The organism is Saccharopolyspora sp. NPDC050389 (assembly GCF_040655595.1).
Classification (GTDB): Bacteria; Actinomycetota; Actinomycetes; order Mycobacteriales; family Pseudonocardiaceae; genus Saccharopolyspora.
In genome coordinates this window covers 29502-51126 of record NZ_JBFAKG010000062.1, presented here as the reverse complement: position 1 = coordinate 51126, position 21625 = coordinate 29502, and the positions used below count along the sequence as shown (strand labels likewise).

At 65.9% G+C, this 21625-nt stretch carries 21 protein-coding genes and 1 CRISPR repeat array; of the genes, 14 read left to right on the top strand and 7 right to left on the bottom strand.

Going from position 1 to position 21625, the window contains the following annotated elements; all coding sequences use genetic code 11:
- Positions 1–65: 65 nt before the first annotated feature.
- Positions 66–4071: direct repeats of the CRISPR family, unit length 37 nt; unit sequence GTGGCGCCAGCCCTCCGGGGCTGGCGAGGATCGCAAC.
- A gap of 310 nt (positions 4072–4381) precedes the next feature.
- Together AB0I53_RS32915 and AB0I53_RS32910 are read right to left on the bottom strand one after the other, a co-directional pair.
- Positions 4382–4738, bottom strand: coding sequence for a hypothetical protein (locus AB0I53_RS32915; RefSeq protein ID WP_358611799.1), 357 nt, complete (start codon positions 4736–4738; stop codon positions 4382–4384).
- Positions 4738–5079, bottom strand: coding sequence for a hypothetical protein (locus AB0I53_RS32910; RefSeq protein WP_358611796.1), 342 nt, complete (start codon positions 5077–5079; stop codon positions 4738–4740). The genes AB0I53_RS32915 and AB0I53_RS32910 overlap by 1 nt, the downstream gene beginning before the upstream one ends.
- A gap of 152 nt (positions 5080–5231) precedes the next feature.
- Here AB0I53_RS32910 and AB0I53_RS32905 point away from each other — a divergent pair, with 152 nt between their 5' ends.
- The 3 genes from AB0I53_RS32905 to AB0I53_RS32895 all read left to right on the top strand — a co-directional run bounded on the left by AB0I53_RS32905 (position 5232) and on the right by AB0I53_RS32895 (position 6488).
- The gene (locus AB0I53_RS32905) at positions 5232–5492 is read left to right on the top strand and encodes a DUF6225 family protein (RefSeq protein WP_358611793.1); all 261 of its coding nucleotides are present in this window, start codon (positions 5232–5234) and stop codon (positions 5490–5492) included.
- Between the two features lie 139 nt (positions 5493–5631).
- On the top strand, positions 5632–5823 hold the full coding sequence (locus AB0I53_RS32900) for a hypothetical protein (RefSeq protein ID WP_358611790.1): 192 nt from the start codon (positions 5632–5634) through the stop codon (positions 5821–5823).
- A gap of 281 nt (positions 5824–6104) precedes the next feature.
- Positions 6105–6488, top strand: a complete 384-nt coding sequence (locus AB0I53_RS32895; RefSeq protein WP_358611787.1) for a hypothetical protein — start codon at positions 6105–6107, stop codon at positions 6486–6488.
- Between the two features lie 46 nt (positions 6489–6534).
- Here AB0I53_RS32895 and AB0I53_RS32890 read toward each other — a convergent pair whose 3' ends face one another.
- From AB0I53_RS32890 to AB0I53_RS32880, 3 genes are all read right to left on the bottom strand, one after another.
- Positions 6535–7017, bottom strand: a complete 483-nt coding sequence (locus AB0I53_RS32890) for a CYTH domain-containing protein (RefSeq protein WP_358611823.1) — start codon at positions 7015–7017, stop codon at positions 6535–6537.
- Between the two features lie 246 nt (positions 7018–7263).
- Positions 7264–7839, bottom strand: a complete 576-nt coding sequence (locus AB0I53_RS32885) for a kinase (RefSeq protein WP_358611784.1) — start codon at positions 7837–7839, stop codon at positions 7264–7266.
- Positions 7840–7867: 28 nt separating this feature from the next.
- Positions 7868–8722 carry an aminoglycoside phosphotransferase family protein gene (locus AB0I53_RS32880; protein WP_358611781.1) on the bottom strand — a complete coding sequence of 285 codons (855 nt, stop codon included), beginning with the start codon at positions 8720–8722 and terminating at the stop codon, positions 7868–7870.
- Between the two features lie 293 nt (positions 8723–9015).
- Between AB0I53_RS32880 and AB0I53_RS32875 the strand changes: the two genes are divergently transcribed.
- The 7 genes from AB0I53_RS32875 to AB0I53_RS32845 all read left to right on the top strand — a co-directional run bounded on the left by AB0I53_RS32875 (position 9016) and on the right by AB0I53_RS32845 (position 15677).
- A complete protein-coding gene (locus tag AB0I53_RS32875) occupies positions 9016–10200 on the top strand; it encodes a methionine adenosyltransferase (protein WP_358611778.1) in 1185 nt (394 codons plus the stop codon).
- Positions 10197–10916, top strand: coding sequence for a histidine phosphatase family protein (locus tag AB0I53_RS32870; protein ID WP_358611775.1), 720 nt, complete (start codon positions 10197–10199; stop codon positions 10914–10916). Before AB0I53_RS32875 ends, AB0I53_RS32870 begins: the two co-directional genes overlap by 4 nt.
- On the top strand, positions 10909–12201 hold the full coding sequence (gene serS, locus AB0I53_RS32865) for a serine--tRNA ligase (RefSeq protein WP_358611772.1): 1293 nt from the start codon (positions 10909–10911) through the stop codon (positions 12199–12201). Before AB0I53_RS32870 ends, serS begins: the two co-directional genes overlap by 8 nt.
- A gap of 5 nt (positions 12202–12206) precedes the next feature.
- Complete coding sequence (locus AB0I53_RS32860; RefSeq protein ID WP_358611769.1) at positions 12207–13229, top strand: glycosyltransferase; 1023 nt, start codon at positions 12207–12209, stop codon at positions 13227–13229.
- Positions 13230–13375: 146 nt separating this feature from the next.
- Positions 13376–14212, top strand: coding sequence for a hypothetical protein (locus tag AB0I53_RS32855; RefSeq protein ID WP_358611767.1), 837 nt, complete (start codon positions 13376–13378; stop codon positions 14210–14212).
- Between the two features lie 33 nt (positions 14213–14245).
- A complete protein-coding gene (locus tag AB0I53_RS32850) occupies positions 14246–14563 on the top strand; it encodes an HD domain-containing protein (protein ID WP_358611764.1) in 318 nt (105 codons plus the stop codon).
- A gap of 334 nt (positions 14564–14897) precedes the next feature.
- A complete protein-coding gene (locus AB0I53_RS32845; protein ID WP_358611820.1) occupies positions 14898–15677 on the top strand; it encodes a hypothetical protein in 780 nt (259 codons plus the stop codon).
- A 424-nt stretch (positions 15678–16101) separates the two neighbouring features.
- On the opposite strand, the gene AB0I53_RS32840 is transcribed toward AB0I53_RS32845, so the two are convergent.
- Together AB0I53_RS32840 and AB0I53_RS32835 are read right to left on the bottom strand one after the other, a co-directional pair.
- The gene (locus tag AB0I53_RS32840) at positions 16102–16251 is read right to left on the bottom strand and encodes a hypothetical protein (protein ID WP_358611761.1); all 150 of its coding nucleotides are present in this window, start codon (positions 16249–16251) and stop codon (positions 16102–16104) included.
- Between the two features lie 658 nt (positions 16252–16909).
- Positions 16910–17617 (bottom strand): HAD hydrolase-like protein, encoded by a 708-nt coding sequence (locus tag AB0I53_RS32835; RefSeq protein ID WP_358611758.1) that lies wholly within the window; start codon positions 17615–17617, stop codon positions 16910–16912.
- Between the two features lie 8 nt (positions 17618–17625).
- Between AB0I53_RS32835 and AB0I53_RS32830 the strand changes: the two genes are divergently transcribed.
- The 4 genes from AB0I53_RS32830 (at position 17626) to AB0I53_RS32815 (ending at position 21603) form a co-directional block, all read left to right on the top strand.
- On the top strand, positions 17626–18888 hold the full coding sequence (locus AB0I53_RS32830; RefSeq protein WP_358611755.1) for a helix-turn-helix transcriptional regulator: 1263 nt from the start codon (positions 17626–17628) through the stop codon (positions 18886–18888).
- A gap of 185 nt (positions 18889–19073) precedes the next feature.
- On the top strand, positions 19074–20252 hold the full coding sequence (locus tag AB0I53_RS32825; protein WP_358611752.1) for a hypothetical protein: 1179 nt from the start codon (positions 19074–19076) through the stop codon (positions 20250–20252).
- Positions 20253–20260: 8 nt separating this feature from the next.
- Positions 20261–20812: a hypothetical protein gene (locus tag AB0I53_RS32820; RefSeq protein ID WP_358611749.1), complete on the top strand. Its 552-nt coding sequence runs from the start codon at positions 20261–20263 to the stop codon at positions 20810–20812.
- The gene (locus AB0I53_RS32815; protein ID WP_358611747.1) at positions 20809–21603 is read left to right on the top strand and encodes a hypothetical protein; all 795 of its coding nucleotides are present in this window, start codon (positions 20809–20811) and stop codon (positions 21601–21603) included. Before AB0I53_RS32820 ends, AB0I53_RS32815 begins: the two co-directional genes overlap by 4 nt.
- Positions 21604–21625: the final 22 nt, after the last annotated feature.

Here is a 21625-nt window from a genome sequence, read left to right as displayed (position 1 = left end):
GGCACGTCGATCACAAACCGATCACACCCTAAGCTGTCCCAGACGAAAAGCCCTGCTCCAACAGGGTGGCGCCAGCCCTCCGGGGCTGGCGAGGATCGCAACACTCGGGTGCATCGTGCTGTGACCAGGGGATTTCCCGGTGGCGCCAGCCCTCCGGGGCTGGCGAGGATCGCAACCCCTCGTGTCCCCGTCCTGGAGCCAGGCCACGACCGTGGCGCCAGCCCTCCGGGGCTGGCGAGGATCGCAACCGCAGCGACACCAGCCGGCACCAGCTGATGACCGCCATGTGGCGCCAGCCCTCCGGGGCTGGCGAGGATCGCAACCCGGGTGAGTGGACGTTGGATGCCGCGGAGAAGTTGTGTGGCGCCAGCCCTCCGGGGCTGGCGAGGATCGCAACTACCAGGAAGCCTGATCCGACCCGAGTCGTGTTCGGGTGGCGCCAGCCCTCCGGGGCTGGCGAGGATCGCAACTTTCGAAAGGCCCGGCCTCACATGCCGGGCCTTTCGCACGTGGCGCCAGCCCTCCGGGGCTGGCGAGGATCGCAACTTGGTGCGCTGGGGCAGGTGTCCTATCACCTGATGACGTGGCGCCAGCCCTCCGGGGCTGGCGAGGATCGCAACAGCCACCACGGCAGCGACAGGGCGCAGCCAGCACCCGTGGCGCCAGCCCTCCGGGGCTGGCGAGGATCGCAACTGCTCGACGCGGTCGGCAACGTCGTTCCAGGAACGGTGGCGCCAGCCCTCCGGGGCTGGCGAGGATCGCAACTATTTGCGCAGGTGCGCAGTATTCAGTTTCCGTCCGGTGGCGCCAGCCCTCCGGGGCTGGCGAGGATCGCAACCTCCATGCGGACGACGAGCGAGTCCCAGCACAGCGGTGGCGCCAGCCCTCCGGGGCTGGCGAGGATCGCAACACGGCGGCGGGCATGGCCGCGCCGCCGGTCGATGGGCGTGGCGCCAGCCCTCCGGGGCTGGCGAGGATCGCAACACCAGCCACCTAGCGGCGTCCACCCCGTCCGAGCAGGTGGCGCCAGCCCTCCGGGGCTGGCGAGGATCGCAACTTCGACGGCCCGATCAGCCGCGAGGCCATCGAGCCGATGTGGCGCCAGCCCTCCGGGGCTGGCGAGGATCGCAACCGCTTCGGCCTGGTCGATGACGAGGACATCGCCGAAGTGGCGCCAGCCCTCCGGGGCTGGCGAGGATCGCAACACCACCGAGCAGCTCGCCGAGGGCAACGCGCAGGCGTGGCGCCAGCCCTCCGGGGCTGGCGAGGATCGCAACTCCGTGATCGAGCTGGCGTTGGTGGCGTGTGGCGTCGCGGTGGCGCCAGCCCTCCGGGGCTGGCGAGGATCGCAACCTGGGTTGGCGCAGTACTTCGGCCGCTGCCCGGCACCTGTGGCGCCAGCCCTCCGGGGCTGGCGAGGATCGCAACCACAGAGACGGACCGATGGGCCACCCCCGGTGCCCGGGTGGCGCCAGCCCTCCGGGGCTGGCGAGGATCGCAACCGGAGCTCGACGAGCAGCGCGCCGGGGGTGAGCAACGGGTGGCGCCAGCCCTCCGGGGCTGGCGAGGATCGCAACTCACTACCCCCACACCGAGCAGGACCTGATCGAGATGTGGCGCCAGCCCTCCGGGGCTGGCGAGGATCGCAACATGCCCTGCGGCACCATCGGTGAACGCCGCGGTGATGTGGCGCCAGCCCTCCGGGGCTGGCGAGGATCGCAACTGGGTGTTCTGAACAGCCAAAACACCCGTTCCGCAGAAGTGGCGCCAGCCCTCCGGGGCTGGCGAGGATCGCAACCTCCGCGATGCCGAACGCATTGGGGCACCGCATCATCGTGGCGCCAGCCCTCCGGGGCTGGCGAGGATCGCAACATCCCGCACCTCGGCCAGCATCCGGGCAGGGTCCGCGGTGGCGCCAGCCCTCCGGGGCTGGCGAGGATCGCAACCTCCGCCGACAGGTCAAGGTCAAGGATGATCCGGTGGCGCCAGCCCTCCGGGGCTGGCGAGGATCGCAACCTCCCGGCGCCAGCGCAGCAGGGCGCATGCCTCGTCGGTGGCGCCAGCCCTCCGGGGCTGGCGAGGATCGCAACCTGGCCGCCTGCGGCGCCACGGACCTCGAGACCTGGTGTGGCGCCAGCCCTCCGGGGCTGGCGAGGATCGCAACCTGGTGAGAGTGTCAAAGCACACCCAGCAGTAGTAACCGTGGCGCCAGCCCTCCGGGGCTGGCGAGGATCGCAACTCCTGCGGCACGTCCTCGTCGATCTCGACCTCGAACAGGTGGCGCCAGCCCTCCGGGGCTGGCGAGGATCGCAACCTGTTCTTTGGTTGAGTTACGGCTTGCCGGTGAGCCGGTGGCGCCAGCCCTCCGGGGCTGGCGAGGATCGCAACTCGACGGCCCATGCGGCGAGATCGGCACGGGCATCGTGGCGCCAGCCCTCCGGGGCTGGCGAGGATCGCAACCGGGCCGCCGTCGACGAGTGCGACGACTTCGGCCCAGGTGGCGCCAGCCCTCCGGGGCTGGCGAGGATCGCAACATTGAGCTTCCACGCGGTCGCCCAGTCCCCACCGCGTGGCGCCAGCCCTCCGGGGCTGGCGAGGATCGCAACATGCGTGAGCACGCCGCCTACGACTGGGCGCGCGCCCAGGTGGCGCCAGCCCTCCGGGGCTGGCGAGGATCGCAACACCGGCCTCTACGCGGCCCGTTCGGCGGTGTTCGCGTGGCGCCAGCCCTCCGGGGCTGGCGAGGATCGCAACCAGAACTCGGCCATGCGCAGCCGCAGGTCGGGCAGGTGGCGCCAGCCCTCCGGGGCTGGCGAGGATCGCAACGCTCCTGACACACCCTGACAACAAAGGCTGCACATTCGGTGGCGCCAGCCCTCCGGGGCTGGCGAGGATCGCAACCCAGCGACGAGCATCAGCTCGCCGAGTGGAAGCACCGCGGTGGCGCCAGCCCTCCGGGGCTGGCGAGGATCGCAACGCGGTCGAGCAGGCACGCAAGAACGCGCGGCGGGCTGGTGGCGGGTGGCGCCAGCCCTCCGGGGCTGGCGAGGATCGCAACGTCTTCGGCGGCATCCAGGATGCCCACCAAGGACAAGTGGCGCCAGCCCTCCGGGGCTGGCGAGGATCGCAACAACGCAACCCAATGCGCATCCAGCTCCTGGAACTGAGGTGGCGCCAGCCCTCCGGGGCTGGCGAGGATCGCAACGTCAGCGATCCGGCGAGCTTGCTCGGCGGATTCCGTGGCGCCAGCCCTCCGGGGCTGGCGAGGATCGCAACTGCGTGGCGTCGGCGTAGGTGCTCCGCAGCGTCCCGAGTGGCGCCAGCCCTCCGGGGCTGGCGAGGATCGCAACTCCCGCACCCGCATCGGCATTCCGCTTTTCGCCGGAGTGGCGCCAGCCCTCCGGGGCTGGCGAGGATCGCAACTTCCTGCTCCGGGTAGATCCGCTCGGCGGTCACCCGGAGTGGCGCCAGCCCTCCGGGGCTGGCGAGGATCGCAACCACAAGGAGAACATGGCCATCAGTTCAGCCGTGTCGGTGGCGCCAGCCCTCCGGGGCTGGCGAGGATCGCAACCAGCCGGACGCCGGGTCGGTGACCGCGTGACCGACGGTGGCGCCAGCCCTCCGGAGCTGGCGACGTCGACGCCCTGCTGCGCGTCGCCGAATGGGTGGCGCCAGCCCTCCGGGGCTGGCGAGGATCGCAACCTGCTTGCTGGTGGCCAGCTGCCCACGCAGCTGCTCGAGTGGCGCCAGCCCTCCGGGGCTGGCGAGGATCGCAACCTCGCCGGCGGCATCACGCACGCCCCGGACTGGCAGCAGGTGGCGCCAGCCCTCCGGGGCTGGCGAGGATCGCAACGGAGTCCATCGGCCAGGTGATGTACCAAACGTACTGGTGGCGCCAGCCCTCCGGGGCTGGCGAGGATCGCAACTCGAGTCAGGTGGACGTGCATCACGGCGCACGCCAGTGGCGCCAGCCCTCCGGGGCTGGCGAGTATCGCAACCCCGACGCCGATGTCTGGGCATCGCCGGGCGTCGGTGGGCGCCAGCCCCCCCGGGGCTGGCGAGGATCCCAACCGAGCCGTTCGGGCGCAGGGCCGGAGAAGATCGCAACCGCCTCAGATCCGGCACACGGCTGCTGGAACGCGTGAGGTGGCTCTGGCCCGCCAGGGCCGGAGAGGATCGCAACCAGATGATCTGGCCGGTGATGATCCTGGTCGGCTGGTGTGGCTCCGACCTGCCCTTCGGTATGGAAGGCGCCCAACACGCGAGCCTGCCAGCTGACTACCGCACGGGAGGCCGTGGCTGAGGAAACCCTTTGGCACAAGTCAATCGCATTGGGCCACGCTAGTCTGATGGTTCGGAACAGCTCAGGTCATCCCGGAAATCAGGTGGCGAGGCCGAGCGAACTGAGCCGGTCAGCCAGATTCCTCATCGACTCGGGCGTGATCGCCCAAAACAGCAACGGGTTCGCGACTTCTGCAATGAGGTCGGTCATCTCGTCCGGAGCGAACTCGATGTCATCGCGGCCCTCGACGGTGTCGGCCCAGTCTTCGAGGTCCTGCGCGGACAGGTCTCCGGCGAGGAACCGTTCGATCACGGCACGCAGCTCGGTGGGTCCCAGAGTGATGAGTTCCTCGTCGCAGTCCCACGGGAACTTTCGGACTGCAGCGATCGCGTCGCGCACCGGCGCACGCAGCAGCACTAGGTCACTGACGACCTGTCGACGGGTTTCGAGGTCCATCATTTCATCTTGCTGTGGACGATTGAGCTGTCCGGAGCATACGTGTTCTTCACGTACTGGACAGTGTTGCCGTTGCGGTCGATGATCTTGACGCAGTCCGCGTAGGACCCGGGAATGTTGTTCGACGGCACCTTGGCGCTCATGCGTACCCCGCCGTCCTCAAGGATCTCGATCTGCACAGGCTCGCTCTTGGCGGGCAGTTTCTTGACGTACCGCTTGTAGTTGGCGGCCTGCTCCGGCGTGAGGTCCTCCACAGTGCCGGGGCGGCCACGCGGGGTGGGGACTTCTCCCGGTGCCGATGATCCGGGAACATCGGCTGCGGGTCGGGTCGAACTCGTCACGTCCGATGCCGTGGTCTGGGCGACGTTGGGGTCCCTCTCATCGATGTGTATGTCGACGAGAATGGGAAGATCACTACTCCACCTGGGGCAAACTGACGCACACCGTCCACCGGGACGGACACGATGTTCATCAACGCGGGAAATGAGGACCAGTGACGATCGAGCAGACCGAGACGTTCAAGCACGTCGTGCAGCCATGGACCGTCGGCGAGCTTCGCAAGGCGTTGGCCGGGCTGCGAGACGATTTGCCGATCAGCGTGTGGACCACCTCCGAGCCGGACGGCCCCACCGTCGAGGAACGCGTGATCACCCACGTTGGCTTCGGCAAGGTCGACGAGGGCGACGGTTGGCACGAAGATCGCACATACCTGGGGATTTCCGTCGATTTTCCCTCTGGGGAGTACTCCCGATGACCGCTGGCGGAACGACCTCCGAATCCAGCGGCGGCCAGAACGGACAATCTCCGACTTGGCAGAGCGGCTTCTTGTCACAATGTTGATCGTGCCTACCGTGGAGATGCCCCGACCGACCTGTCTGCGCGAGGGCTGAGCCGTGCGCGACTTCTTCGAGAAGAAGGCATGGACTCGCCCCGACGTGCCCCGCCTTCACGCGCTGCTCGTCCCCGAGCAAGAGCCGCCGCCCGGTCAGCTGCAGGTAGTCGCTGAACAAGCGGAGATGTACCAGAAGGCACTGGAAGGGCAGCCCGGCCTGCTACCGGTGCCCGCGGAGTGTGGCTGCACCTGACGCTGTGGGGGCCGGGGCAATACCGGGACGAGGTCGACCAAGGCGCACTGGAGACGGCGATCAGCGAGCTGCGCCGCACCCTGCCAGGGCCCACCCGGTACCACCGGAGGTTCGTTCCGCAGGTCGAGACCGGCCCTGCGCTTGTACGCCGTCGCAGTCTTACATCGTTGATCATTTCTGGGATCACGCGCCCGCACCCCCCTGTGGGGTGAGAACAAACCCGCGCCGCCTGGAATCATCGAATCATCGGCGCCGATTGGAACAGCATCCCGGACGACCGCGTGCAGCGCGACGGACGCTGGGTGCACTACCACCCCGACCCGTACGCGGGTCAGCCGTGGAACTCGAACTTCATCCACCAATGCCTGTACAAGCTTTCGGAATCCGGAGAGCCGGTCAACTGGCGTGCTGATCGCCAACCTGGGCAGACCCTTCTGGCGGCCGGGCTGAAAGACACCGCAGCCCTGGTCAACAAGCCATGGCAGCGGACGGTAGGCCACTACAGCCATGCGGACATGGGGTCCAGGGAAATTGACGGCCACCGCGTGACAAGCTCCCTCGCGTCGGCGGTCATCGACTGCGACGTGGTCAAGACCGATCTGACCCGCGCGGCGAGTGATCATCTGCCGAAGGTCACGACGTTGGACCTGTCTAGGCTCCGTTAAATCGATCGATTTAGGCTCTCGCCGCGCAGTTTCAGAGGCGAGATGGTCACGTGGTCGGCGCGACAGGCTGGGTCTGATCGTGCTGCATGACGAGGTCTCGGTACGGCAGGTGCACCACGGGAAGCTGGTGGAAGCCACAGAGATGTTCGGTTTCCTCCAGCAGCTCGTCGATGCCGGCCGCATCGTCGGTGAGCACTTCGGTTTCGACGAATGAGCCGACGCCGGCGATCGTGTCGATCGCGACGGTCACGGTGTCGTGGTGGGGGTGCCGAAGCGCGATGCGCGTCTTGGCGACCCGGGCTAGTTGCATCATCCCGATCGCTGCAAGCAACTGGTTCGCCTGCTTCGCTTGGTCAGCGCCGATCGAGACGTTGGTTTCCGGCTTGGTGATGATGTCGGCCGTGTTGTGCGTGGCGGCATTCGACGCCGGCTTGTAGGTGATCTCTGCGAACCCGTCTCGTTCGCGAACCCGCAGGCACTGTACCGTTTCCATGAAGTCCACATCGGGACGGCTGTAGTAGGTGTCGATTTAGACCAAACGACCGCCGTCGCGGAACCCGAGCTGCACGAGCCGGTTGATCAACGCCTGGGGGTCGATGTGACTGGGCAGCTCGCGCTTGCGTTCAACCTCCAGGCCCTGATCATCCTCCGCAGGCGATCGCGGCGAAGACCCGGGTCCAAGTTGCGATTGCCGCACACGCCGAGTTGTTTGACAAGGTCGGCGGGCTTGATCTAGGCGTTGGTAAGTTGCAGTGGATCAGGTCGGTTGCGATCGTCAGGGCTGCTCCAGCCAGCCCACCGGGACGGGTGAGCCGACCTTTGATTCGCACGGCGCGTCGCCAAAAGCCTCATGCAAGATTCGATGCACGGTCGCATCCAATGTGGACACCTGAGGAATGTCCTGCTCCTCAGCAAAACCAAGCTGATCCCCGGCGCGGTACCACTTTCGCATCTCGTCGACGCCGAATTCCTCAGCTTGAGGGCGTGTTTTATGGCGCCGCAGCGTCTCGTACCAAGTCACGTCGAAGTAGTAGAACACGCTTCTGCCAAGGTGGTCCCGACGCAGCTTGTGAAGCATGTCTGCGTAGCGTTCGGCGTGCATGATGCCCTCGACGATCACATTCCATCCATGGCCGAGCGCGAACCTCACCGCCGTGGAAATCAGCTCGATGTTGGCCCCACCCGGCACATCACGCTCTTTGAGCACGACGCGCCGGAAATAGTCCTGTTCAATGAGCGCGACACTGCGGCCAAGGTGAGCGCGCAACCGACGGGCTGTCGACGACTTGCCCGATCCGGAGGGGCCACGGAGCACAACCAGACAGGTGTCCTCAGTCCCAACGCGCGTCATGAGGTGGAAGTCTACGATTCGCCCGACCTCATCCAGCGCTCCCACACCGACGCCTAGCCAGGCTTTCGATCTCGTCGAGGATGCGGAGGCCATGTCGGGTCAACCCAGCGACGCTCCGGAGACGTCCGTAGTTCAGCAGCCCCGCGGCAACCCACAACCGCACGGTGTCCACGTAGGCAGGCCAGGGATAGCTGATCACTGGATGGTGCTGGCGATAGCCACGGAGAAACTGGTCACGAACATGGTCCTCGGCGAACTCCCGGTCGATCAGCTTGCCGAGATCGACGATCGGGTGCCCCCAAGTGGCTGTGTCCCAGTCCAACAGCCAGATCTGGCCGTCCAAGTCGAGGCCGAGATTGCGCCAGCCGAAGTCTCCGTGCAAGACGCAGCGATTGGTCTGAGGAACCTCGACAAATAACGGGATCAACCGGCGAACTCTGCGACCGGACCTAGGAGCGATACCGGCGAGGTGGTCAGCTCGCTTCCGCAGGTCATCCATCAAGGTTTCGCTGGTGGTGGCCAGACCCGCAGGTGTAGCTGCGGTGGTGTGGGCGTGAAGCTGGGCAAGAAGCGCGCCGGCGCGTTCCACCAAGGATGGCACGGCAGGCCCGAATTCGGTGAGTTCGTACCAGGCGTACGCCAACCACGCTCGCCCGTCGGTGAGGATGCCTTGATCGAGCAGTCTCGGCGTCCTGATGCCGATCCGGCGAACGACTGCAGACACAGCGAGTGCTGCCTCATGAAAGGGCGCTTCTCGACGAGCTTGATGAACATCGTCGGTTCGCCAACCGGACCCGCCACGAGATGCAGATTCCGGAAGTCTTCCTGTGCCGGTCCCAGCGGCCTGACTGGCAAGCGAAGCACGTGAGCCAGTTCTTTGCATGCGCCGCCAATAGCGTTCCTCGTGACCGCATGGGCAGCACAATGCGCGCCCACCTCGTGATCACGTGGAAGTCCGACCCCTCTGTCCACTATGGCCGCAGCTGGCCGATTGATCTAGTCCATTCGAGTGGTGGCGACCACGCGCCTGCCAGATAGCTGTACCGTGAATCGTTTGCGTCGTGATCAAGTGACACCCAAAAAGAAGGGCCACAACGGACCATGACACGCGACCTTATCGACCTCGACGGCAGCGACCTAATCGTGGAGCGAGGGGTTCCTGCACCCAGCGACTTGGTGATCGTCGAACGCAAGGGCTGGGGGCACCCAGACACGCTGGCCGACCACTTGGCGGAGCGACTGTCGCGGGCTTACAGCCGCTACACAATGCGTGAATTCGGGGCCGTTCTGCACCACAACTTCGACAAGCTGGCCCTACTGGGCGGCTCCTCGGAGGTGCGGTATGGATCGGGTCGGATGGTCGATCCCGTGCGGGTCTTGGTCAACGGTCGAGCGGCCCGTTCCTGCGGGGGCGCGGCGATCCCGGTGGACGAGCTGATCATGGACCAGGTCACCGCGTTCTTCTCCGAGCGGTTGCCGGAACTGGACGGGCACTTGTCCATCGAGCTGAACGTTACTAGCAACTCCAGTCCCGGCGCTGTGCTGACCGGGGATGGCCCAACCGACCGCGAACGGTGGTTCTCACCAAGTTCGAGCGATGACCTGCGCGAGCGGCGGCAGCTGTTCGCCAACGACACAAGCCTTGGCACCGGCTGGGCGCCGCAGAGCCGAGTCGAGGAATTCGTACGAACCTTGGCCGACCACTTCTCCGGGCCCGATGGGTTTCAGACTTCCCATCCGTGGTGCGGCTCTGACGTGAAGGTGATGGCTCACAGCGCGGGCAGGGAGCTGGACGTGGTGCTGGCGGTGCCACAGAAGTGCGCGCATGTGACCAGCCGCGCAGAGTACCTGGTGAACAACGACACCGTACTTGCCGAATGCAAGCGGCTCGCTCGCCGGCATCTGCCCGAAGGCGAGGCACGGTTCCGCCTCAACGCCCGCGACCTGCCCGAGCGGGACGAGCTGTACCTGACCTACACCGGTAGCTCGATCGAGTCCGGAGACGAAGGCGTGGTCGGCCGAGGCAATCGCGTAAACGGGCTGATCACGCCGCTACGTCCGATGAACGTCGAGGGCGCGAACGGAAAGAACCCCGTCTACCACGTCGGCAAGCTCTACAACGTGGCAGCGAACAGGATTGCGCAGCGGTTGCACGAGGCAACGGGGGCGCCAGCCGAGGTACATCTGATCAGCGCCACCGGTCAACGGTTAGACCGGCCGTGGCGGATCGTGGTCCGGCTGGCCGAGGACAGCGACGAGTTGGCTGACGACAAGTTGCGGGCGCTTCTGCTGGAGACACTGGATGCCTTCCCGTCGTTGACCGAGGAGATTCTGTCGAGCAACGGCCCAGCATTGGCATGACCTCATGTTTCACCTACCTACTCCGCCACGCACCAACCGTGTATAGCGTCGACTACCGGGTCAACGGCGACCCGGTGGTGGACGTGCCGATGACCGACGACGGAGTTGCGGCCTGCCAGGCGGCGAAGTCGATCGTTCCCATCGATGCCGTGGCAACGTGTGTGGCCAGTACATTCGATCGTTGTGTCCGCACGGCCGAGTTGATCACGGCTGGTCGCGTCCATGTACACCGCGATGCCCGGTTGAACGAGCTGGACTACGGAGCCTGCGAGGGCGGTCCGTTCCTCACCTATGCCCGCTGGCTCGCTGAGTACGGTCCACACGTTCGACCACCGGGCGCGCGGGAATCCCAGGCCGAGGGCATCGTACGGATGCTCACCGGACTACGGGCCACGTTGGGCTGGCCCGGACCGCGCCTGGTCGTTGCCCACGGTCTACTCGTCTCGGTGATCCAATGGGCGCAGTCCCATCCGCACCAGCCGCTGACCGACGTGTTCCTGCCCGCCGCGCGCTGTCTGACGCCGCTGGTTATAGGCGACGCTGACCTACGCGCCGTGATCGACTGGTTTCTTCGCGATCTCGACCACGGCATGCGCCGGCGCCGGGGCTGGCATGTCGACCTCGGGGTATTCCCGCGAGAGGCACGTGATGGTCTTGCTACCGTCAGTACGCACGCTTCAGTAAGCAGAGACGAGGACGAGGCAACTCATGCATGATGCCCGCACCCTACTCGACCTGGGCCAGGACGCTGTGCGCTCCTTGGCCAGGCGGGGCTACACGCTCGACCTGACCACGATTGAGGACCTGTTCGCACGCCGGAACTCCTCGATCAAGAGTTCGGACGAGTTGCGGGCAGAGTCTAAGAAGGTCGCCGCCGAGGTGGGCAAGACCGCCAAGGCCGGTGGAGACACGACCGAGCTGAAGGAGCGCGCACGAACTCTCAAAGATCGGGTGCGCGAGCTGGAAGAAGAGCAGGAGAAGGTTGAGGGCGAGCTTCGCGAGACGCTGCTAACGATCCCGAACTTCCCGGCCGAGGACGTGCCCAACGGGGACTCCGAGGACTTCAACGTTGAGATCCGCAAGCACGGCACGCCCCCGAGCTTCAGCTTCGACCCCAAGGACCACGTAGACCTGGGCGAGGCGATGGGCATCTTCGACTTCGGCCGTGCCGCGAAACTGTCGGGCTCACGGTTCAGCGTCACACGCGGCGCCGGGGCCGCGCTTGAGCGCGCACTGGCGACGTTCTTCCTGAACCTGCACACCGGACGCCACGGCTACCAGGAGATCAGCGTTCCGAACCTGGTGAACCGGACCACGATGACCGGCACCGGCCAGTTGCCGAAGTTCGAGGAAGACCTTTTCCGCACCGGCGTGGCCGATCGGGAGCTGTTTTTGATCCCGACCGCCGAGGTTCCGCTGACCAACCTGCACGCCGACGAGATCCTGCCCACCGAAGACCTGCCGTACGCCTACACCGCATGGACTCCGTGCTTCCGTTCCGAGGCAGGCTCGTACGGACGGGATACGCGCGGCCTTCTGCGTCTGCACCAGTTCTCCAAAGTGGAGCTGGTTCGGATGGTACGTCCCGAGGAGTCCCGCGCTGAGCTGGAAAAAATGCTTGGCCATGCCGAGGCGTGTCTGAAAGAACTTGGGTTGGCCTACCGCGTTGTGGCCTTGGCAGCCGGGGATCTGGGCTTTGCCGCCACGTTCACCTACGACATCGAGGTGTGGTTGCCCAGCCAGAACACGTACCGCGAGATCAGCTCCTGCTCCGACTGCAGCACATTCCAGGCCCGTCGCGCCGCGATCCGCACCAAGTCGAAGGACGGCGAGCGCGGGCTCGCCGCGACGTTGAACGGATCGGGCCTGCCGATCGGGCGCACGTTGGCCGCGCTTCTGGAACAGAACCAGCAGCAAGACGGTTCGGTGGTTATCCCCGAAGTACTGGTGCCCTTCACCGGGTTCCAGCGAATTGCGGCTGACGGCACTCCCGAGTCCTGACGGCGATGCTGGTCGGCATCTGCGACTTCCCAGGCGACTATGCCTTCCCGCCGTCCGGGTACGGCGGGATTGAACGGTGGCTGTGGGCTGTCGCGGTCGGCGCACGCGCCGCCGGGGCGACGGTGCACCTGCTTGGCCCGCAATGGCGGTCGGAGCTGGTCGATGAGTGGGAGATGCGGCCGATTCGGCTGGAGGACATGACGCCAGACGGGCGACAGGCCCGCATCCTGCGGGCCACCGGTTATGACCTGTTGGTGGTCGGGCACGAGTACCCGTCGCTACCTACCTGGCGGGCCGTGTGGGAGTCGCTGGATGCCGACGTGGCTACCTTCCAGCACTGGCCATATTTTCAGCACCAGCCAGGTGCGTTCGATGGAATGCGTTCGCGGCTGTACTGCTACTCACACCAGATGCGCGAGCGCTACGCCGCACATCGGCCCATCGCCGAACTAGCGGTGCATCTCGGGCTCGGTGAAGACGAACTACCCGTGCACGATGAGGGCGCGCTGCTGTGGATGGGACGGATCGATCAGCAGAAGGTTCCGCATCTGGCTATTCGTGCCGCCGCACTAGCAGGACGTAAGATCATCATCGCCGGGCCTGTGTTCGACCGTGATTACGTGGAGGCCCACAGCGCGGATTTCGGCGCCGAGCACGTCACCCTGGTCGGAGAAGTCGGCGGCGAAGTGAAGATGCGGCTTCTGGCCGACGCGGGCGCGCTCGTTTACACCTGCGCGCCCGACTACATCGAAGCTGGAGCTGCCAGCTTTGGCGAAGCCCTGCGCGCCGGGACGCCAGTCGTCGCACTGGCCTGGGCTCCAGGAACCTGCGCGGCGGCTGCCTTATGCGAACGGACTGGGGCCGTGGTCCAACTCGATCACGACGACGATGACCAGATCGCGGCGAAAGCGCTGGCGGACGCGATCGAGCAGGTGATGCTCCTCGGGGCGGCCGAGGTACAGGAAGTTGGCCTTGCCCGGTTTGATCCCGTACGGCATTTCCAGGCACTTGCCACGCGGCCATGCTGACTGGGCGCCCCGCCGAACTACTCGCCGCACTGCGGCGGACCTTTCCACACTGGGACTACACCCTCGACGGTGACCACGTAACTCTCACCTACGGGCAAGCAGTCAACGCCCATCGCCCGCCGCGGTGCCCTCCATCCTTGTCCGAGATGATCACGACGCTGACTGACGCCTGCGCCGCCCACGGCATTCGACGAGGACACCTGCTGCCCTTGCACGGCTTAGGCGACGCCGAGCTGACTTTCTCCGCTGTACAGGCCCTCGACCCGTACCTCAAGCACGGCCACCGCCACGTCCACGCGCACGGCTTCCTCCCACAACCAGTCGTGCGGTTCACAGGCCAGCGAGACGAGCACGGCGCGTTGTTGCCGGGCTTTGCGACATCGTTCGTCAACATCTCGATCATCGACCCGATCGACACCGTTCACGAACATGCGGCCCTGATCGACACTTGGATCGGCACGCTCTCGCGTCTTGGCTTCCACGCCCAGCACCTCACGATCAGCGGCAGTCTGGCCGTATGGCGACGCGCCCCAGTCGCTGGGATCACTCTGCGGTTCCATCACGAAGGCCGGGAACTCGGCGACGCCGTACTGCTGTGGAACAGCGAGGCCCCATCGAAGCTGGCCAGCGACATCGGTTCCGGCCTCGAACGACTGGCCTGGCTACTCACACGCCGGACCTGGGCCAAGGTCGTGTACGGCACCCTGGCCGAACAGGCGGACATGCGTGTCCTCGACGCCGTGCGCACTGCGACTCTTATCGTCGGCACCGGCATCTGCCCTGCCCCACGCGGACCTGGTAGCGCCGTTCGCCGTCTGCTCCGCAACGAAGCCGAGCGCATCGACGGGCTTGGGCTGAGCAGGATCGTCCGGTGGGCACACGCCTACTGGAGTGGAATCGTGCCGTTACCGGTACCGTGGCCCGAGGTCTGCCGCATCCTCGACACAGAAGCGGCAAGTGGGAAGGAATCGCGCTCCGACTGACCGGGTGGCATTCCGCCTGGAACACGCAACAGGATGGTCGGGCCGTATCCTCCGACCGTGACGACGGTCGGGCGGGCCTACGAACTGGCGGAAGCACTTCTGCGCGAGAGTCTGCCGCGAAGGTGGGAACACACACGGGGCGTTGCAACCTGCGCCAGGCGGCTCGCACCTCTCGTAGGGGACTTGGGCGAAGTCCTGGAGACAGCGGCCGTGCTGCACGACATCGGGTACGCACAGTCGCTTGTGGACACCGGTTTCCACCCACTCGACGGTGCACGCTATCTCCGGGCGGTTAACGCGGCGTCTCCGTCATCGTCGACGGCGGCGTCTGCCCCGCCGCCAACCACATGACGATCCTCGACTGCTTCACCCCGGAAGCGAAACTCGTACGCACTGGCCTCGTTCACCAGCGCGCTGTCACGGCGGCTCTTGGCCGAGATATCCGGGCTTCCTGATGGTGAAAACGCCGTTCTCGGCCCCGAACCTCACAGACACAAACCGGCAATGCCCTTCAACAGAGCCGCAAGCCAGGTAAACGCCAGATCCCGACCCCAGAGCTTCGACGCCGCGCAAGCCATCCTCGTTGCTCACCCAATCCAGCGAATAACGATGATCGTCACTCTGGCGGCAGGTAGTCCCGAAGCACTGCAACCACTCGCCGACCGTTGATCAACGCTGGCCGCAAATTCAGCTTGATCGTCGGTCTTCTCGAGGTGATCTCAACGCGCTGCGCGCGGCGGGCGATCGGGCGCGAGGCGCGACGGCGGTGGTCACGCTGGAGCCCTGTAACCACGTCGGCCGGACTCCGGCATGCCATCAGGCACTGATCGACGCGGGTATCGCCCGCGTCGTTGTGGCGTTGGTGGACCCGACCTCGCGAGGTGAAGGCGGGATCGCACGGCTGCGGCAAGCCGGCGTGGACGTCGTGGTCGGCGTCGCCGAAGACGAGGCACGGGCGCTGATGGGGCCGTGGCTGCGCAGCGTCGAACTCGGCAGGCCGGTCCTGATCTGGGGCACCGCCGTCACGGACGGGGCGACACAGACCGAGAACGAATCCGCGCGGATGCGACTACGGGCGTGGGCCGCACCGGGAGTTGACGTCATCGTCGACGAACACGGCCGAGCCACAGAAGCGGTCCCCGGTACCCACGGCGACGACGTGCTACGACTGCCTTCTGAGCCCCTCCCGCACGATCCCAGCGAGGCCGTCACGGTGCTGCACCACGCGGGCGCCCGGCGCGTACTTCTCCTCGACCACCACCAGAACGCGACGCAATCACCACTCATCTCCCAGCAGTGGGTGGACCGCCTCCTGGTACTGACCTGTGATCCCGGCACACCCTCGCTCACCACACCCCAGACAGCCGCAATTCCTGACGACTGGTTCGTGGACCGTCTGCACCCGGTTCCCGGCGGGGTCGTTGCCGAATACCGGCACGCCCCGGCCTGGCTAACGTCGACCTAGCCGAATTTGCCCTCGGCCCCGAATTCCGGCAGCCCGGCTGAGGCCCGCAGAATCCGTCCGTGGTCCCAGACGCACCGAGCTGAGCTCTCGATGTTGCCGGGTCTCAGAACAGCTCGCGCTGGCCTTGTTCCCGCATTTACGGGATGGGGTCACCATTCACGCGGGCCGCCACCGCTGCTGGCGTATACGCCGTGACGACCGGGCGCTCCCGCCAGGCTGCGCGTTCCTTGTTCGTCATATGGGCCCACAACGTGGTGCCTTTAGGCGCTGCGGCGCCAGCCCATCCCCAGTTCGTCGCCCGCCCACGCCAAGTGCTCCCCCCCGGGCGTCGTGTTCTAGCAGAGCAGGAGCTTCCGGTAGGTCCAGGCGAAGTGGAGGGCCGCTGCGGCGCCCGGAGACAGCTTCCCGGATTCGCTGAGCCATGTCAGCGTACTCGGCCGACGCCGCCGCGCAGGAAGCACAGGTTCTCATCGGCCGCACGCATAGCGCCGGCGGGCTCGGCGTCATCGGCGGCGACATCAACCACGTGCCGCCCGGCGACCGGGAACCACCATGGAACCAAGTCCCCGCACACGACCGATCCTCCCGCACCGTGGCGTCCGACCCAGTCATGCGCGCCAACACCATCGTCGGACAGGTCCTCTCCCGCGGCGACCTCATCGACGTCGCCGCCTACCTGGCCGACCAGCGCAACGATCCCTCACTGCGCGCGTGGACCGGCCACATCGGCATGGTCCGCCACCGACCAGATCCACATCACCAAGGCACTGCTACCGGCACTGGTCGACTACCACCGTATCGATGCCACGCCCTGGAGCGATCACGACGCCGTGGTAACCGTGCTCGACCCCGCCAAGCTCGCCGACGACAAGAATCTCACCTCATAACTAATCCCGAACCCGAACGCCGTTGTCGAGGGACTACCTCTACGCCACGGCGCCGCCATAACGGCCGTGCATGTCTCCGACAAGGAACTCCTGAGGCCGCAAGGAAAATGTGACACAAATCACTGAAAATGAGGCCCGGCTGGGACTTGAACTCCCTCCGTGGACCTCGACTCCCGGACCGCTTGCGCGCTATCCAGCCAGCCAAAACGGGGAGCGGCCCTGAAGCTTGTGCAACCACAATTTCGTCTAACCTCGCAGCAAGTAGGACGCTAAGGCGGTCTCCCCGTTGATCCACCAGTCGTCCAGCGTTGGCCTCGACAACGCGCCTGCTGGCCGGCTTGTCGGTCATCGCCTGGTCAGGGCTTCTAGCAGTTGCGACAGGCTGGTCAGGGTTTCCAAGGTCGACTTTGCGCCAGCGGTACGAAGGTCATCAACGGAGTACTTGCCGGAAGCGATGGCGATGACGTGTGCACCTGCGGTGAGCGCGGCGTCCACGTCTCCGGGAGTGTCTCCAATGAGGACAACCTGCTCGGCGGGGATCGTGGTACCGAGTTGTAGTGCTGCGCGTTTGCGGGCGATGCCGACGAGTTCGGAGCGGTCGCGGTGATCATCACCGTACGCGCCGACCGACAGGTCAAGGTAGCGATCTAGTCCGAAGGCTTCGACCTTGATGCGTGCCACGTCACTGGTGTTTCCGGTCAGGACGCTTTGGTGGATTCCCGGCTCGGCTTGGAGCGCGTCCAGGGCTTGCCGCACGCCGGGGAGCACCCTGCCGCGTGTGGTGAGTTCGTCAATCGCGGCGTGGTAGCCCTCGGCCAGTGCGGCGGCGAGCCGGTTCACAGCCGCCTCGGTGGGTTGGATGTCATGCAGTTGCAGGGTGTCGTGCATGATGTCTAGCTCGGTCCGTCCGTGGACCGTGGCGAGCTCACGCAGGGGTTGCCCAGTCGTCTCGGGAAACACTCGCTCATAGATCGAGCGCCCGACGCCTCGGGTCTCGATCAAGGTGTGGTCGATGTCCCAGAGCACCAAGAGCGTCTGGCCGTCGGTTGCCATAAGCGCCAGTGTTGCAGGTGATCGATGCCGTAGCATCAACCCGCAGACCCATTCTGGCTGGGGGCTGGCGACAGATGGTTGATCAACTGGCGCGGGACGTGGGTGAGCGAGTCCGATTCCACCGGCTCGCGGCCAAGAAAACCCAGTCCGTTGTCGCGGGGTTGGCTGGGATCACCGCTGATTATCTGTACCAGATCGAACGCGGTAAAAAGATCCCGACGTTGCCGGTCCTGCTGGCGCTGGGCCGTGCCCTTGATCTCCCTCCGGCCGCCTTGATCGACGACTCATCCCATGAGATTGCGCCACCGCATCAGCGCGCTGCAGGTGAAGACTTGCACCGGGCGATGACCTTGCCGGTGTCGGCAGACGAGGAGCCGATGCCGCTGGCTGATCTCCGCGCTCAGATCAACGAAGCGTGGCTAGTCTGGCAGTCTTCACCGACCCGATACAGCCAGGTCAGCGGTCTCCTTAGCCAACTGATTGTCGAAGTCGAACGCGCACTGCGGGCTGATGCCAGTGCCGACGCAGGAATCGAGGCATACCGCGCGGCTGCCGATCTCTACGGACTGACGCGCACCGTCGCCAAGCGCACGGGGCGAGTTGACTTGGCTTTCCTCGCGGCTGACCGAGCCCAGCGCGCGGCCGAGGCCAGCGGCGATTCGTTGCGGGTTGGCGCAGCACGGTGGAACTTGGCGCACGTCGCCTTAGCCGAGCGCCACCACGACGTGGCCGAAGATATTGCCATGAGCGCAGCCCACGATCTGCGCGAGCACTCCGGCCCAGACGCAGCCGCCGTGTACGGTTCGCTGGTCCTCGTGGCCGGGGTGGCCGCCGCGCGTCGTCGCGATACCTGGACGGCCCGAGACCGCATCCGCTCGGTGACACCGGTCGCCTGGAAAACCGGCGAACGCAACACCCTCTGGACCGCCTTCGGCCCCACCAATGTCGCCATGCACGCGGTCAGCATCGAGGTCGAAGCAGGCGAAACCAGCCAAGCGTGCCACCTGGCCGAGGAAATCGAGCACGAGCGCTCGCCGTCGATCGAACGCCGCGTCGCGTTCCTGCTGGAACAAGCACGCTCCTACCAGCAGCGCAAGGACTACGGCAGCGCTTTGGTTCTCCTGCACAGCGCCGAGCGCGAAGCACCCGAGGATGTCGCCTATCGCCCACTTGCCCACGACATCCTGCGCAGCGTCGTGCAACGCGGCAGCCGCACCACGGCGAAGGAAGCCGCGCACCTGGCCGACCGGTTGTCCGTGCCGGTGAGCTGAAGCCAGACCGCCGGGCAACCCGGACTGTCAGCTCGGGTTACTCGCGGGTAATCGAGCTAGCTTCCTCCGCATGGTCCCAAGGGTCGGGACGCAGCCACGCGTGGCGGGGCATCCCCCGACACCTCCCGCGAGGGTTGATCGGTCTCGGCCTTGGGAGCCACTCCAACCGTGATGGAGGGAGAACGATGGCTGACCGCGTGTCCTTCGAAGGCCCAGCACGGAAATTCAGCTCTGTTCAGAACAGCCGCACCCGCACTCCCATCGTGGACCAGCACGCGACCTGGATCGCGGTCAACCCGATCCAGGGCTGCCCGAAGGCGTGCACCTACTGCTTCCTCAACGAGCGCGGCCAAACCGCCGTGCCCCCAGAACATCTGGCCTCGGCCATCCACACCGTGGACTTGTTGCTGAACTCTTCGTTCTACGGCCCGTCTCGCCCGGTTGCCTTGTACACCTGGACGGACGTGATGGCCCTGCCCGCCTCACGTGCGCATCTCGCCGAACTGCTGGAGGGATTGGTCCGACGGCGGGTGTCCAACCCGATTGTCCTGATCACGAAGTGTGACGTTCCGGACGAGACGATCAAGGTCATCAACAACGCGCGGCAGCGCGGTCTGATCGTACTGGTCTACCTGAGCTACTCGGGACTGGGACGGAACATCGAGCGCGGCATCCGCCACGTGGCCATCGAGGAGAACTTCCCGAGGCTAGCCGAGGCAGGGGTTCCGATCGTGCACTACTGGCGTCCCGCCTTCCCAGAATCGGCCACGACAACAACGATGGAACGGGTCTTGGACTGGGCATCACACTATGCGCGATGCACGGTCGCCGCTGGCCTGAAAGTTGAGAAGGCCGCGCTGCCTCGCTTGTCGGAGGCGTGGCCCGAGTTAGCGAGCACGCCGGCTGTGACCGAGGCGGAAGGCGTTTATCCGCGCGATTTCTGGGAGTTCATTCACCGCACGTGGCAGCGGTACCCCGATTATCCGCTGTTTCATACGAACTCGTGTGCGCTGTCCTATGTTCTGGGCAGGCCGGACGAGTTCGGTGTGTTCGGCAGCCAGGTCTGCCGGGTGCGCAACAACTGCCCAATCGCTCAACGCAGCCTGTGCACGGCCACCGACGCCGAATGGACCGCGCCAACCGCAGACGATGTGCGTGCTGCATTGGCACATCGAGGGCTGGGCCAGGTTGCGTTCACGCTCGCCGAAGCCGGCAGGGAACTGATCATCGAGGCTGCGGTGGAAACGAACCTCGCCGCTGCGTTGACCCAAGACCTGGGTGTCCGGGTCCGGGTTTCCCGAGACGACGCCGACGCCTACTGGAGCAGCGGCACCGCTGGGGCCACGCCCGTGATCCTGGGATGACCCGCACCATGCTCAGTGCCCACCTGCACGAGGTCCTGGCCGACGTGCGCCGACTGCGCACGCGTTTCGCCCAGACCGCACCGCAAACCTGGGAGCCGACTACAGCCGCGGCAGAACTCCCTGTCCAAGTAGGACATCTAGCCTTGTGTTTGCTCCGCCAGCACGGGGCCAACGTATCCGCGCTGGAAGACCCGCAGCGTCCCATCACCAACATCGGAGACGAACTGGCGGACATCGTGCTCGCCTCGTTGAGCATCAACGTCCTGGCCCACTCCGAACCCGCCAAGGCCACCCCATACCCACCACAGGTGTCGAACGAGGTAGAGGCATTTCTGCGACTGCTGGTCGCCGCGGGCAACCTCTCGGAAGCAGCATTGGTGGAGCACCACTACCGACACCGGCCCACGGGCACACCCCCCTCGCTGTCCGAGGCCGCGGCGGCGGTCATCACCGCATGCGACGTGCTCGCTGACCAACTCGGGCTTGATCTCGTCGCCGAGTTCCGGTCGATGGTCGCCGACGCGGATTCCTTCCTGGACCATCGAGGTGATGCGTCGTGAACCACCTGGGAGAGTTCAGCACCCATACTCGCGACGGCGATCACGTCACCAAACACCTCAACTCACGCCACCCCGCCGGGAACCGGTTCATCACGGCGGTCACGCGCACGGGCGAGGATGGAATGCGGGCCTACCTCGGCGCCTTGCGGTCCGCTGAGGTGACACTTCCCGCCGAACTGCACATCGTCGCGACGGACCCGCTGACCGTTCGGCACCGCTGGGCGCCAGGCGCGACACTGCTGGAGGCCGCACACACCGACCCAGTGACGTTCTCGACCGCAGTCGCTGAGATTAGACGATGGGTACAAGCCCTCGACAGTGCCGACGCCCGCATCGACACGAACCTCGCGAACTTCTGTCTGTCCGGCGATCGACCGGTGCTGGTCGATGTGCTGCCACCGCTAATCCCGAGTCTCCGGCCCGAGCCCGACACCCTGTTCGGCGAGTTGTTCGCAGCGCTGTGTTTCGACACGCCGATCATCCTTGATGCCCTGATCGGCTACGCACTGCGGACAGTCCTGCGAACAGCAGATCAGTCTGCCGCGCAAGGGCTTCTTCCCGTCGCCTACGAACTCACCAGCAGCACTGCTACCAGCAACGGTTTCCCTGCGAGGTGGTTCCGCGCCCGTCGCAGGCTCGCAGTCCGGGCAGTGGAAGGCGACGCAAGTCCAGAGCAGGTTCAGGACTTCTTCGTACTCACTTCGGTTCTGGGCTTCCGCCAGCTCGACGAAAGGGGCCGGCGACTGCGCATCGATCACGTCGCCCGACGCATCCAGGAATTGGGGGCGTGACGATGACTCGACTGCCCTACGA